Below are 13,170 nucleotides of genomic sequence, written 5' to 3'. Positions count from 1 at the left end.
GTTTGACGCGGCCATTTCTCACATTTCTTTCGGGGATAAAAATGAAACTTTCAGATCAGGCGCCTTTGGGCGCACTCTTGGCTGCTGCCGCCCTTTTCGTAACGAGCTTTGCGAGCAATGCTTTCGCTGCCGATACCACTTACCCGCTAACGCTCAAGAATTGTGGCCGCGATGTAACCTTTAAACACGCACCTGAGCGTGCGGTTGCCGTGGGGCAAAGCAGCGCCGAAATCATGTATCTGCTCGGCCTTGGCGACAAGATGGTCGGCACCGCCGTTTGGATCGGGCCGGTTCTCAAAGGCTATGAAGAAGCCAATGCCAAGGTGAAACGTCTTGCGGATAACGATCCGAGCTTTGAAAGCGTGCTTGCTGAAAAGCCGGATATGGTGGCTGCGCAGTTTCAGTGGCATGTGGGTCCTGAGGGCATTGTTGCAAAGCCTGAACAGTTTGAAGAACTGGGAATTCCGGTTTACACCGCGCCAGCCGATTGTGTAGGCAAGGATAATTCCGGCGGCGGTGATGGCGTACGTCACACCGTTTTCACGATGGATCTTATCTATCAGGAAGTTGAAGAACTCGCGCAGATTTTCAACGTGCAGGATCGTGGTGCACAGGTTGTCGCTGATCTGAAAGCGCGCGAAGAAGCGGCCCGCAAGAAGGTTAGCTCTGTCGAAGGCAAGCTTTCTGCTGTGGTGTGGTTCTCCAGTGCCGAACTTGATATTGATCCCTATGTCGCGGGCAAAAATGGTGCTCCGGCCTACATTCTGAAAACGCTCGGCATCGATAATATCATTGATAGCGAAGAGGAATGGCCGACAGTCGGCTGGGAAACAATCGCCAAAGCCAATCCGACGATGATTGTTGCTGGAACGATGGATCGTCGTCGTTTTCCTGCCGATGATGTTGCAGTCAAGCGGGAGTTTTTGAAGACTGATCCGGTTGCAAGCCTCATGCCCGCCGTTAAGGAAGGCCATGTTTTTGATATGGATGCGCAGGCCATGAACCCGACCATTCGCACCATCGAAGGCATTGAAACACTGGCTGATGCAATTGCCGCCTCGGGTCTGAATAAATGACAATGCGCGCAGCCACGGGGCAATTATTAAAGTCAAAAGGGACGAGCGGCAGGGTGCTGTTTGCAACCTTGGCACTTGTTTTGTTACTTTTTGCCTTGTGGCTGGGCGCAGCCATTGGCGAAACACCGATACCTCTCGATGTGGTGGCGAAAACCATTGCTAATCGCGTCTGGAATGCCGGTTATCCGCTTGAGCCGATTGATGAAGGCATCGTGTGGAGTTATCGGCTGAGCCGCGCAGTTGTGGCGGCCTGTTGTGGTGCAGCGCTGGCGATGTCTGGCGTGGTCTTGCAGTCGCTCCTGCGCAATTCATTGGCAGATCCCTATATTCTGGGCATTTCAGCTGGTGCTTCGACCGGCGCGGTTGCTGTGGCAATTCTTGGCATTGGTGCAGGTATGCTTTCGCTGTCGTTGGGGGCATTTATCGGTGCAATCATTGCGTTTGTGCTGGTGTCCCTACTGGCGTTGCGGGCGGGCCATGGCAACAGCGCCATCATCCTGGCAGGCATTGCAGGTTCACAGCTTTTCAACGCGTTAACATCTTTTATTGTGACCAAGGCTGCAAATGCCGAGCAGGCGCGTGGCATCATGTTCTGGCTTTTGGGCAATTTGTCCGGGGTGCGCTGGCCTGACGTGGCCCTTGCGCTGCCTGCCTGTATGATCGGGCTTGCGATTTGTCTTTGGCATGCACGTGCGCTCGACGCCTTCACTTTTGGAACGGAATCAGCGGCATCGCTTGGAATTCCTGTGCGCCGCGTCTACGCCGTTTTGATTGGTGTCAGCGCCATGATGACGGCGGTGATGGTTTCCATCGTCGGCTCCATTGGCTTTATAGGTCTGGTCATTCCACATGCAGCACGCATGGTGGTCGGTGTTCGACATGGACGTCTGTTGCCCGCAGCGGCTCTGATTGGAGCGATTTTCATGATTATCGCAGATGTTCTGTCTCGCATCATCATCCCCGGTCAGGTTTTGCCGATTGGGGTCATAACAGCTTTGTTCGGCGCACCGGCATTTGCATTCCTGCTTGGGCAGAGGAGGGCACAGTCATGATGCTTTCGACACATAATGTCTGCTGGTCGGTGGGGCATGTTGAAATCCTTCGCGCGGTTTCGCTCACAGTAAACGAAGGTGAATTTCTTGGAATAATTGGGCCGAACGGTTCGGGAAAAACAAGCCTTTTATCGCTTCTTTCAGGTGTTCGTCGCAGTCGTTCAGGTGAAGTCAAGCTTAACGACACGCCGATTCAACAGCTTAAACGTCGTGAAATTGCTCGTATACTGGCTTTGGTTGAGCAACAGGCGGGTACAACGGATCGTATTACGGCCCGGCAGGCGGTGGAATTGGGACGAACGCCTTATCTTGGAGCGCTTTCGCCATGGTCGGCGCAGGATGATGCGATTGTTAATCGTGCATTGGCCAATGTTGATATGGTGCATTTGGCCGACCGTTGCTGGCATACGCTTTCAGGCGGAGAACGTCAGCGCATTCACATCGCACGCGCGCTTGCACAGGAACCGCAGATTCTGCTTTTGGACGAGCCGACCAATCATCTTGATATTGGTCATCAGATCGGACTTCTCGACCTTGTTCGCCGCCAGAACCTGACAGTGGTGGCTGCACTCCATGACCTTAATCATGCGGCGATGTTTTGTGATCGCATCGCCGTGATGGATAAAGGTCGGTTGGTGGCGCTTGGCACACCGCGTGATGTGCTGCGCGCTGAATGTATCCGTAAAGTTTTCGGCGTTGACGTTGATGTTGAATATCATGGTGTCGATGGCTGTCATATTCGCTACCGCGTACCGCACCATCCGGCTCTAGAACTCAAGCACTCCGCATGAATGGGATTGGTATGACAATGAAAAAACGATTCTTCTTCGCCGCAGCTTTGATGGCTTTTTCCGTATCTCCGGCACTGGCTGAAACTTTTGAGGTCAAAATGCTGAACAGAGGAGAGAAGGGATCAATGGTCTTTGAGCCGGACTTCCTGAAGCTTGCTCCCGGCGACAAGGTGAAATTTATCGCGACCCAAAAGAGCCATAATGCAGCGACCATCGACGGTATGGTGCCGGAAGGCAATCCCGGTTTTAAAGGCAAGATTAATGAAGAAATCGAAGTGACATTCGATCAGGCCGGGTTCTACGGTATCAAGTGCTCACCGCATTACGGCATGGGAATGGTCATGCTGATCAAGGTTGGTGAAGCAGAGCTTCCGAAGGCCTATCGCGAGGTTAAATTCCCGGCGCGCGCCAAACCGCGTTTTGAAGAGATATTTGCAGTGGTTGATGCTGATAAATAAGGGGTTAATATAAGTAATAGCTAATTCAAATATGAGATATATCAGTAAGTCTATGTAAACATGTGACTTTTGTGTAAGTTTATCACAGCAAAGTGAGCCGGATGGTTGACAATCTGTTTCCATTTCGTTGACAGTTTGTTTATATGGTCACTCATAACATTCAGTTAAGCTCTCTTGGTTCCGAGTGAGCGAGCCCCGAAAGGCTGGCATGATCATATTTTGAGTATGGCACTCTTTCGGCAACTGGATGCAAGAACTGTCGTAGAATTCATCGCTCGATGATGGTTCACTTTGAATGAAGTATATATAACCGACATTCTTGTCTCTGCGGGGGCAGCACTTTGAACAAGCATGTTACCAAGGATTTTTTAAAATAAATTATTTTAGGTATAATGCGCGGCGGCCTTAAATTTTTGAAGGTCGCCGCTTTTTATATGGGGCGCTGTAAAAGTGTTTAACGGACAGCGGCTTTCAAACGTTGCTGGTCCAGATGAAGGTTGAGTTCCTTCGCGCGTGCAATAACTGGTACAAAGCGGCGCTGCTTCTTTTCCGCATGGTTGGATGCAATGTCTGCGATGCGGTGTTTGAGGAACGGGTTCAGAAAACGCTCGCGAACGCTGATAACATAGGCTTCCGCCTGTTCGCCCAAGCCATCAGCCGCAAAAACCGGCAGAACTTCTTCGCGCCAAAGGGCTTCAAGCTCATGTCGGATTGTTTCATCCTGCATGGCTTCCAATACGATCTCATCTTTAGGGCGATTACCATTCAGCCATTGTTCGGCAATGAAAGTGTGGCCGAGATTGAGCAGATAAAGCTTGAGACGTTCATAAAGCGCAAGATTGTCCGTCACGACGATATCGGGATGCGTGCAGGGAAGCGTGAGTCCGTCTGTCTGTTCAATGGCCCAGATCGCATAGGGCTCGGCAATAGCACCGACCGGATCGATTGGCTCAGAAACAATGCGGTCAACGAGGCTGTTGGCAAAAACGCAGTTGCTCTCGACCCATTGCGTGAATGCTTTCGGCAGGCTCCAGTTTTCTGCAAGATCAAGTACAATCGAGCGCAGCTTGTCGCCATTGCGTGAGATCAGCTCGCACGGGAAAATAGACAGTGGCGCATCTGGATTAACCTGCCAGCGGTGATGCAGCAGCACAAGCAGCTTGGCGGGGAAGCTTTTTGGTAGGCGACCGACTTCGCTTAGCAGGGAAACATCATCAGACTCATCAAGCTCAAAACCCTTGTCACCCGTATTGGACAGGATCACCTGAGCCTGCGTGGCGAGGGCGCGTATTGCCTGCCAGTCGGTGTGAGCGGAATAGGCGGCGCTCACGCTATTTGCCTGATGTTTTTCATCAACTGGCTTGCCGTCTCGTAAGCCTCGAATGATGACCGGATAGCCTTCGCCACTGTTGAGTGCGCTAATACGGCGTGTGCTTTCAGGGTTGGAGGTTGTCTGAACAATGGCGATTGTGCCGATGGCATTGCCCTTTGCCAGAGCTTCCGAGATGAAAAAATCCGCATGCCCGAGCAGAAAGCGGCTGGTGCCAAATTGTAGAATCGTTGGCTGGTCGGTCATGAGTTCCTCCTCAAAAAATGTTTTGAAATAGCTATGCCAATGGCCAAAATTGGTCAAGCCACTCTTTAAAAGCCGTCTAAAGCCCGGTGCGACAAAACTGACAAACCGGTCAATATTCAATGATTACAGCATAATAGGGTATCTTGCACTTTTCAGAACTTCAAAATATGGTAAGGCCAATTTGGGAGAGAGCATGAGCGAGCATATCGGCTTCGTGGAACCGCGGAGGCTTTACCAACAGATTGCCGACCGGGTCAGGCTGCTGATCCGCGAAGGACATTTTCCAAGCGGAAGCAGACTTCCCGCTGAGCGCGAACTTGCGCAGCAGTTGGGTGTTTCGCGCCCCTCTTTGCGTGAGGCACTGATCGCGCTTGAAATTGCTGGCAATGTCGAAATCCGTATGGGCTCGGGCATTTATGTTGCGTCTGAAGAGACGCGACATCCGGCGCAGGGCGGTTCGATTGGTGAAAGCCCGCTTGAAATCATGCAGGCGCGTTCGCTGATTGAAGGCAGTGCTGTCGTTATGGCTTGCAGCCAGATCAACATGGAAGCGCTCGAACGCTTGCGCGGTAATCTTGATGCGATGCGTTTGCAGATTGAGGCTGAACGTAAGCCGATTGAACTCGATCGCCAGTTTCATCTCATTATTGCAGAGCAATCGGGCAATTCGATTGTGACCCGCATCGTGCGCGATCTGTTTGACGAGCGGCATAGTCCGCTGACCGCGCACATGCGCACCCGATATGAAAACGCCGAAACATGGGCCTATGCTTTGGTGGAGCATGAGAAGATTTATGCTGCACTGGAGGCGAGGGATCCGCTTTTGGCGCAGGCAGCGATGCGCACGCATCTGGATACATCAAAGCAGAGATGGATGGAAAACGAGCCCCGATAATGAGGTTCATATTCATCGCTGTGGCGGTTTTGGGAGTGAGGTCAGAACAATGAATGATAAGGTTATCCCGGCTGTGACGCCGGTAATCCTTTTACATCCGTCCGATGATGTGGCGGTGGCGCGTATTCCGGTGCGCGCAGGCGACCCGATCGGGCTTGCGGGTATCATCGCACGCGATCTGATCGGGCGCGGTCACAAGGTGGCTTTGCGCGACATCACGGCCGGCAAGGAAGTGCATAAATATGGCCAGGTGATTGGCGTTGCCACCAAGGACATTGCGGTGGGCGAGCATGTGCATCTGCACAATCTTGCAATGCTTCCTTCCGAGCACGAGCACCAGTTTTCGGTCGATATTGAAGAACGCGGCATGTTGCCGGAAGCAGAGCGTCGCCACTTCATGGGCTATGATCGCGGCTTTGGTGGTGTCGGTACACGCAACTATATCGGCGTCATTTCTTCGGTAAATTGCTCTGCGACCGTGTCTCGCTACATTGCAGATTATTTCAACCGCATGGGCGGGTTGGATGGGTTCGACAACGTTGATGGTGTGGTGGCGCTCACGCATGGCAGCGGGTGTGCACTCAACACCAAGTCGGAAGGCTATCGTCTGCTGACCCGGACCATTCAGGGCTATGCCAAACATCCCAATTTCGGCGGTATTCTGCTGATTGGCCTTGGTTGCGAAACCAACCAGATCGCGCCAATCATGGAACATTATCGCATGGAAGAAGGCACGCGCCTTCGTACCATGACGATTCAGCAACACGGCGGTACGCGCAAGACGATCGATCATGCAATTGCCGAGATCAAGGAAATGCTGCCGCTGGTGAACTCTGCCAAGCGCACGCCGCAGCCTTTGTCGAAGTTGAAAGTGGCGCTCGAATGCGGTGGTTCTGACGGCTATTCCGGCATTTCTGCAAATCCGGCGCTGGGCTATGCATCCGATCTGATTGTGCGCAATGGCGGCACGACCGTTCTTTCGGAAACGCCGGAAATCTATGGTGCCGAACATCTTTTAACGCGCCGCGCAGTCACGCCTGCGGTTGCGGAAAAACTGCTCCAGCGCATCGATTGGTGGCGCGATTATACAGCACGCAACGGCGACGAACTGAACAACAATCCGTCGCATGGAAATAAGCTCGGTGGTTTGACCACCATTCTTGAAAAATCGCTCGGTGCTGTCGCCAAGGGCGGCTCCATGCCTCTCAAGGCCGTCTACGAGTTTGCTGAAACAGTCACGGAGCAGGGTTTCACCTTTATGGATACGCCGGGCTATGACCCGGTTGCCGTGACCGGACAGGTTGCGGGTGGCTGCAATGTCATCTGCTTTACCACAGGACGCGGATCTGTTTCGGGATTCAAACCAGCGCCTTGCATCAAAATCGCGACCAATTCCGAAATGTATGAGCACATGAAGGAAGATATGGACATCAATTGCGGTGGCATCGTCACAGGTGATGAAACCATTGAAGAGTCCGGCACGCGCATTTTCGAACACATTATCGCGGTGGCTTCCGGTGAGCAGACGCTGAGTGAAATCTACGACTATGGCGATAATGAATTTGTACCTTGGCAGGTTGGCGCCGTAACTTGATCTGCCTCATGCAATAAAATGACAGGAATATTCTGATGGTCAAAGCTCTGCGTATCGAGAGCGAGAACATAACGCGTTTTGCCGAAATTCCCGAAGCGCCACTCTTGCCCGGTCATGTCCGGGTGAGCGTGAAGCATGTGGGGCTTTGCGGCAGCGATTTGAATACGTTTAAGGGGCTTAACCCACTGGTGGAATTGCCGCGCATTCCAGGCCATGAAATCGGCGGCGAGATCATTGAGGCGGGTGAGGGCGTGAGTGCGGCCTATGCCAAGGGCAGACGCGTTATTGTGTTGCCTTACACCAATTGCGGAACCTGTTCGTCCTGCCGCAAAGGCCGCTTGAATGCCTGCCGCTATAACAAGACGCTTGGCGTGCAGCAGAATGGTGGACTGGCAGAACAGATTGTGTTGCCAGCCGAAAAGCTGATCCTGAATGAGAGCCTCGCACCTCGCCATCTTGCACTGGTCGAGCCGCTTTCCGTTGGTTTCCATGCAGTCGAACGCGGACGTGTTCAGGCTGGCGATACCGTTGCCGTGCTTGGCTGTGGTATGATCGGCATGGGCGTGCTGATTGGTGCGGTTGCGCGTGGTGCCAAGGTTATCGCCATTGATCCGAGTGCTGAAAAGCGTGAACTGGCATTGAAGTTTGGCGCAACGCACGCGCTGCCGGGTGGTGAAGGCGTGGTGGCTTCCGTGCAGGAACTCACCAATGACGATGGTGTGGATATCGCTTTTGAAGCGGTCGGACTGCCGATCACTTTCACGCAGGCGGTTGACCTTGCAGGCTTTGCGGGTCGTGTTGTTTATGTCGGTTATTCCAAGTCACCCGTGACCTATCAGACCCAGTTCTTCAATCTCAAAGAACTCGACATCATGGGCTCGCGCAATGCGACGCTCACCGATTTTGAAGCTGTCATCGCGCATCTCGAAAAGCTCGGAAATGATGCAGACCAGCTTATCTCGAAGGTATTTCCTTTTGAAGAAGCGGAACAGGCGCTGCCTTATTGGGATAGCGACCGCAACGTTTTGAAGATCATCATCGAACGCTGCTGAAATCGAAGCGCATCTCCGTGCCAGGGAAGGAACGGCATGGAGATGGTGCGGAGGAACCCGGCCTATTGGCCATAAGTTAAGGACCCTAACGGGAGGATACCCATGAAGAAGTTTGTTACTGGCGCAATCGCGGCTGGCATGTTGCTGGCCGGAAGCATGGTGGCATATGCTGCCAATGTTTCGATCAAAGTTGCCTATGAAAACAATCCCGGCGAGCCTTTTGATGAGGTGATGCATTACTGGAAAGACGACCTTGCCAAGCGCAGCAATGGCGAAATCACGCTGGAACTTTACCCAAGCTCGCAGCTCGGCTCCAAGAAGGATGTAACCGAGCAGGCCATGATGGGCCTCAATGTTGTGACGATCTCCGATGTTGGCTTTCTGGCAGAATATGACCCGGATCTCGGCGTGCTTTATGGCCCGTTCCTGAGCGATGATCCGGCAGAGCTTTTCAAAGTTTATGACGGCGAATGGTTCAAGGGAAAGAGCGAAGAACTGAAGAAAAAAGGCATTCACATTGTGATGCCGAATTATCTTTATGGCATTCGTCAGATCATTTCCAAGAAGCCGATCCGTACACCTGAGGACCTCAAGGGTATGAAGATTCGTGTGCCGAACAACGTCATGCAGATCAAGACGTTTGAAGCCATGGGTGCAACACCGACCCCGATGCCACTGGGGGAAACCTTCCCGGCGCTCGCGCAGGGTGTGATTGATGGCGTCGAAAATCCGATTTCGGTTCTCTATGGCCAGAAGTTCCAGGAAGAAGCCAAGTATCTCAGCAAAGTCGGTTATCTGACCAACGTGGCTCTGATTGTCGGTGGTGAAGCCTTCTTCTCAACGCTGCCTGAAGAGCAGCTCAAGATGATCCATGAGTCCGCATATGATGCCGGTCTCTACAGCCAAAAGCTGACGATCGAAAAAGACAACGAAATGATCGAAAAGATGAAGGAGGCAGGCGTCGAGGTTATCGAAGTCGATCGCGCTCCTTTCAAGGCGCTTGCTGAAACGGTCTATACGCAGTTTCCTGAATGGTCGCCGGGTCTTTATGAAAAGATCAAAGAAGAGCTGAAGAACTGATCCATCTCAATTCGGATATTGCCGTGCCGCAGTTTTGCTCCGGCACGGCATCTGCATGGAATTTAATCCGATGAAATACTTTGAAAAACTGATCGACTGGCTTGCAGCAGCCCCGCTGTTCATATTGCTTGCATTATTTAATGTGGCGGTGGTGATGCGCTATTGGCTGCATCAGCCGCTGCAATGGACAGAAGAAATTTCTGGCTTGCTGATGATCTGGATCATCATGCTGGGCAGCGTTGCCGCAGAACGGGACAACCAGCATCTTGCCATTCCGATGCTTGTCGATATTTTGCCTGAAAAGTTCCGGGTTGTGATGAATTCAATCATCTCAATCTTTTCTGGCCTGTTTTTGCTTTATGTGTCCTACGCCGGATACAAGCTGTCGGTTGCCGCTCAGTTCAAGGTGACTGACGTGCTGCGTATTTCCTATTACTGGATTGATATCGCGGTGCCTGTCGGCTTTGTCCTCATCGCTCTTTATATGTTTACTGGCGCTTTCAAATCCTTGCGCGCCGCGTTTGCGGGAGGCAAGGCATGAACCTGACCACCATCGTTCTCATCATGCTGGCGCTGATCGCGCTGAATATGCGTCTTTACGTGGCTATTCTGATTGCGGTCTTTACCTATTTTCTGTTCTTCAATCAGATGCCGATTGCCATCGCAGTTCAGCGTTTCATCAGCCCGGCACAGAACACGTCGCTGCTGGCGATCCCGTTCTTTATTATGCTTGGCACCGTTATGTCGCACACGGGTATCGCCGAGCGTTTGATCAAAGTTGCAGATATTCTGGTCGGCCGTATGCGTGGCGGCATGGCGCTGACAAACATCATGGTTTCAACCCTGATGGGCGGTGTCAGCGCGTCCAATCTTGCAGACAGCGCCATGCTAACCCGCATGATGGTGCCGGAAATGGTCAAGCGTGGCTATGACAAGGCGTTTTCATGCGGTGTGACGGCTGCCGGTTCGTTGATCACCCCGATTATTCCTCCGGGTATTGCTTTGATCATCTATGGTCTGATTGCTGACGTATCCATCGGCAAGATGTTCATGGCTGGTATTATTCCGGGCATTCTGGGAGCGATCATTCTGATGATTGCGGCTTATGTGACCTCTGTGAAGCGTGGCTATAAGCCAAGCCGCGACAGGCGTATGAGCGGCGCTGAGGTCGCTTCAACGCTTGCATCAGCATGGCCTGCGGTTCTGCTTCTCTTTGCTATCATCGGTGGTATTCGCATGAATATCTTCACGCCGACGGAAGCGGGGGCGGTTGCTGTTACGTTGGTTCTGATCATCGGCTTTGTGATCTACCGCGAAATGCGCGTGTCACACGTGGTGGATTCTCTGATCGAAACCGCCAAATCCACGGCCTCGGTCATGCTGGTTATCATGGCGTCATCCGCGCTTGCATGGGTGTTTTCGCTGGAGCAGGCAGGTCAGTCGCTGATGCAGCTGATCTCAACATTCACCAGCAATCCCTATGCATTTCTGCTGGCTGTTAACGTGATCCTGTTGATCCTTGGCGCGCTCATTGAAGGCACGGCGCTGATGATCGTTCTGGTGCCGCTCTTGATGCCGACAGTAAAGGCGCTTGGCATTGATCCGGTTCATTTTGGCATTATCGTCATTGTGAACCTGTCAATCGGCACACTGACACCGCCGGTTGGAACGGTTATGCTGATGGTATGTAATATCGCCAAGGTCAGAGTAGGGGATTTTGTCCGCCAATCTTTCAGCATGTATATGGCGTTGTTCATCCTGTTGGCTCTGATCACATATGTGCCGTTTATCTCGACATTTCTGGCGCATTGATTGATAGGGAAATGGAAAAAGGGCGCGGAGATTTCCGCGCCCTTTGTTATTTCACTGCACCCAAAGCCAATCCTTTGATGAGATAACGCTGCAACCAGACAAACAGCACGGCAACGGGCAGGGTGGCAACCAAAGTGGCAGCCATCACATAATGCCACTCGACGGTGTAGCGACCAGCCACCAGCGAGAAGACCTGAATAGGCAAGGTATAGGTTGCCTGACTGCGCAGCATTGTCAGTGCCACAACAAACTCATTCCAAGCATTGATGAAAGTGAAGATTGTCGTTACCGCAATTGCCGGCAAGCAAAGCGGCAGGAACACTTTAACCAATGTTTTAAAGCGCCCCGCACCTTCCATCCAGGAAGCTTCTTCAAGGTCCTTGGGAAGGGTATCGAAATAACTTTGCAGCATCCACACCGTAAATGCGACGTTGAAGGCCATATAAACCGCACCGACCGCCGTAACACTTTCAATCAGCCCATAGGCCGCCAGCAAGCGAAACAGACCAAGCACCAGAACGATGGGCGAAATCATCTGTGAAATCAGCAGGAATTGCCGGAACGCGCCGTCACCTGCAAAACGAAAACGCGACATGGCATAAGCGGCGGGGATTGAGAAAACAATGGCGCCAACCGAGGCAATCACAGAGACGTAGAGCGAATTGAGAAGCGCTGTGCCGAAACCCGTGCGCACCCACATTTCCGAAAAATTCTGCCAATGAAATTCACTCGGCCACCATGTCGGAGAGAGAACTTCCTGCGGTGGTTTGACGGCGGTCAAAAACATGACAGCAAAAGGAAACAGCGTCAGAACAACGAGCGGTGAAAGAGCCAGCCATGCGAGGAGTGTACGTTTCAGCTTGGGTTTGTTCATGCTGTTTCCTTCCGCATGGCAAGGCGAATGTATATGGCAGTGAACACCAGCAGGATTGCCAGCATGATGAGCGATACAGCCGAGGCTTCACCGAGTTTTCCAAGGCGGAAGGCCAGCTTATAGAGATGCGTTACCAGAATATCGGTCGAATTTGCTGGACCACCTTGCGTCATGACCCAGATGATCGGAAAAGAGTTGAAAACATAGATTGTGTTGAGCACAATCGCGATATTGATAAAGGGTTTGAGCAGCGGAAAAGTGATCTCGCGAAACTGCTGCCATGGGCTGGCACCTTCAAGAGATGAGGCTTCGTAAAGATCATCAGGAATGGATGAAAGACCACCGAGAAAGATGGTCGTGGTGAAAGGCACAGTCACCAGAATGCCGACCAGTATTTGCATGGGAAAGGCGGTTACGGCGCTTGCCAGCCATTGAATATTGCTGTCAATCAGCCCCAGATTGCGCAGTGCAGAATTGAGCATTCCACTTTCGCCATTCAGCGCCCAGCGCCAAACGATAGCCGTCATGGTGAGCGAAACGGCCCATGGCAGCATGACGATAACACGCGCCACGGAGCGCCCGTAAAAATCCATATTGAGAATGATCGCAACCGGAATGGAAACCAATAAAGCCCCACCGACAACGGCTATGGTCCAGAAACCTGTGCGCCAAAGGGCATTGATGAAGTCGGGGGACGTGAAGAGTGCTGAGAAATTGGCCCCGCCGTTAAAATCGCGCAATTGCCCAAAGCGGTTCACATCGTGGGTCGCAATTTCAATGAGATTAACGACCGGCCAGAAAATCACCACCGCAGCCAGAAGCAGGCTTGGCAAGATCAGGAAATAGGGCAGTGTGCGATTTTGCATCAGCCATAAACCCCATGTGTCGGTTGAAAAAAAATGCCCCGGCA

Annotated in this window: 13 protein-coding genes; 10 read left to right on the top strand and 3 right to left on the bottom strand. The window is 52.3% G+C overall.

The window, feature by feature from the left end:
* Positions 1 to 41 precede the first annotated feature (41 nt).
* Genes OPR82_RS08885 through OPR82_RS08870 form a run of 4 tightly spaced genes read left to right on the top strand, consistent with a single transcriptional unit; the run spans position 42 to position 3,377 of the window.
* Entirely contained in the window at positions 42 to 1,076 is a 1,035-nt protein-coding gene (locus OPR82_RS08885; protein WP_265984386.1) for an ABC transporter substrate-binding protein, read from the top strand.
* The gene (locus OPR82_RS08880; RefSeq protein ID WP_265984384.1) at positions 1,073 to 2,128 is read left to right on the top strand and encodes a FecCD family ABC transporter permease; all 1,056 of its coding nucleotides are present in this window, start codon (positions 1,073 to 1,075) and stop codon (positions 2,126 to 2,128) included. Before OPR82_RS08885 ends, OPR82_RS08880 begins: the two co-directional genes overlap by 4 nt.
* On the top strand, positions 2,125 to 2,919 hold the full coding sequence (locus OPR82_RS08875) for an ABC transporter ATP-binding protein (RefSeq protein WP_265984383.1): 795 nt from the start codon (positions 2,125 to 2,127) through the stop codon (positions 2,917 to 2,919). The genes OPR82_RS08880 and OPR82_RS08875 overlap by 4 nt, the downstream gene beginning before the upstream one ends.
* 17 nt (positions 2,920 to 2,936) lie before the next feature.
* Positions 2,937 to 3,377 (top strand): pseudoazurin, encoded by a 441-nt coding sequence (locus OPR82_RS08870; RefSeq protein ID WP_265984382.1) that lies wholly within the window; start codon positions 2,937 to 2,939, stop codon positions 3,375 to 3,377.
* Between the two features lie 454 nt (positions 3,378 to 3,831).
* On the opposite strand, the gene OPR82_RS08865 is transcribed toward OPR82_RS08870, so the two are convergent.
* The gene (locus OPR82_RS08865; RefSeq protein ID WP_265984380.1) at positions 3,832 to 4,953 is read right to left on the bottom strand and encodes a mannitol dehydrogenase family protein; all 1,122 of its coding nucleotides are present in this window, start codon (positions 4,951 to 4,953) and stop codon (positions 3,832 to 3,834) included.
* A 193-nt stretch (positions 4,954 to 5,146) separates the two neighbouring features.
* Here OPR82_RS08865 and OPR82_RS08860 point away from each other — a divergent pair, with 193 nt between their 5' ends.
* The 6 genes from OPR82_RS08860 to OPR82_RS08835 all read left to right on the top strand — a co-directional run bounded on the left by OPR82_RS08860 (position 5,147) and on the right by OPR82_RS08835 (position 11,386).
* The gene (locus OPR82_RS08860; RefSeq protein WP_265984378.1) at positions 5,147 to 5,848 is read left to right on the top strand and encodes a FadR/GntR family transcriptional regulator; all 702 of its coding nucleotides are present in this window, start codon (positions 5,147 to 5,149) and stop codon (positions 5,846 to 5,848) included.
* Between the two features lie 49 nt (positions 5,849 to 5,897).
* On the top strand, positions 5,898 to 7,442 hold the full coding sequence (locus OPR82_RS08855) for a UxaA family hydrolase (protein ID WP_265984376.1): 1,545 nt from the start codon (positions 5,898 to 5,900) through the stop codon (positions 7,440 to 7,442).
* 35 nt (positions 7,443 to 7,477) lie between these two features.
* Positions 7,478 to 8,494 (top strand): zinc-binding alcohol dehydrogenase family protein, encoded by a 1,017-nt coding sequence (locus OPR82_RS08850; RefSeq protein ID WP_265984375.1) that lies wholly within the window; start codon positions 7,478 to 7,480, stop codon positions 8,492 to 8,494.
* A gap of 102 nt (positions 8,495 to 8,596) precedes the next feature.
* Positions 8,597 to 9,574 (top strand): C4-dicarboxylate TRAP transporter substrate-binding protein, encoded by a 978-nt coding sequence (locus tag OPR82_RS08845; protein ID WP_265984374.1) that lies wholly within the window; start codon positions 8,597 to 8,599, stop codon positions 9,572 to 9,574.
* 70 nt (positions 9,575 to 9,644) lie between these two features.
* The gene (locus tag OPR82_RS08840; protein ID WP_265984372.1) at positions 9,645 to 10,115 is read left to right on the top strand and encodes a TRAP transporter small permease; all 471 of its coding nucleotides are present in this window, start codon (positions 9,645 to 9,647) and stop codon (positions 10,113 to 10,115) included.
* Positions 10,112 to 11,386, top strand: coding sequence for a TRAP transporter large permease (locus OPR82_RS08835; protein WP_265984371.1), 1,275 nt, complete (start codon positions 10,112 to 10,114; stop codon positions 11,384 to 11,386). Before OPR82_RS08840 ends, OPR82_RS08835 begins: the two co-directional genes overlap by 4 nt.
* A 46-nt stretch (positions 11,387 to 11,432) precedes the next feature.
* Here OPR82_RS08835 and OPR82_RS08830 read toward each other — a convergent pair whose 3' ends face one another.
* The gene (locus OPR82_RS08830; RefSeq protein WP_265984370.1) at positions 11,433 to 12,260 is read right to left on the bottom strand and encodes a carbohydrate ABC transporter permease; all 828 of its coding nucleotides are present in this window, start codon (positions 12,258 to 12,260) and stop codon (positions 11,433 to 11,435) included.
* Positions 12,257 to 13,126: a carbohydrate ABC transporter permease gene (locus OPR82_RS08825; protein ID WP_265984368.1), complete on the bottom strand. Its 870-nt coding sequence runs from the start codon at positions 13,124 to 13,126 to the stop codon at positions 12,257 to 12,259. Before OPR82_RS08825 ends, OPR82_RS08830 begins: the two co-directional genes overlap by 4 nt.
* Positions 13,127 to 13,170: the final 44 nt, after the last annotated feature.

The organism is Ochrobactrum chromiisoli, assembly GCF_026241335.1.
In the GTDB taxonomy this organism is placed as follows: Bacteria; Pseudomonadota; Alphaproteobacteria; order Rhizobiales; family Rhizobiaceae; genus Brucella; species Brucella chromiisoli.
The sequence above is the reverse complement of the archived record's forward strand: the minus strand, read 5'-3'. Positions and strand labels throughout refer to the sequence as shown.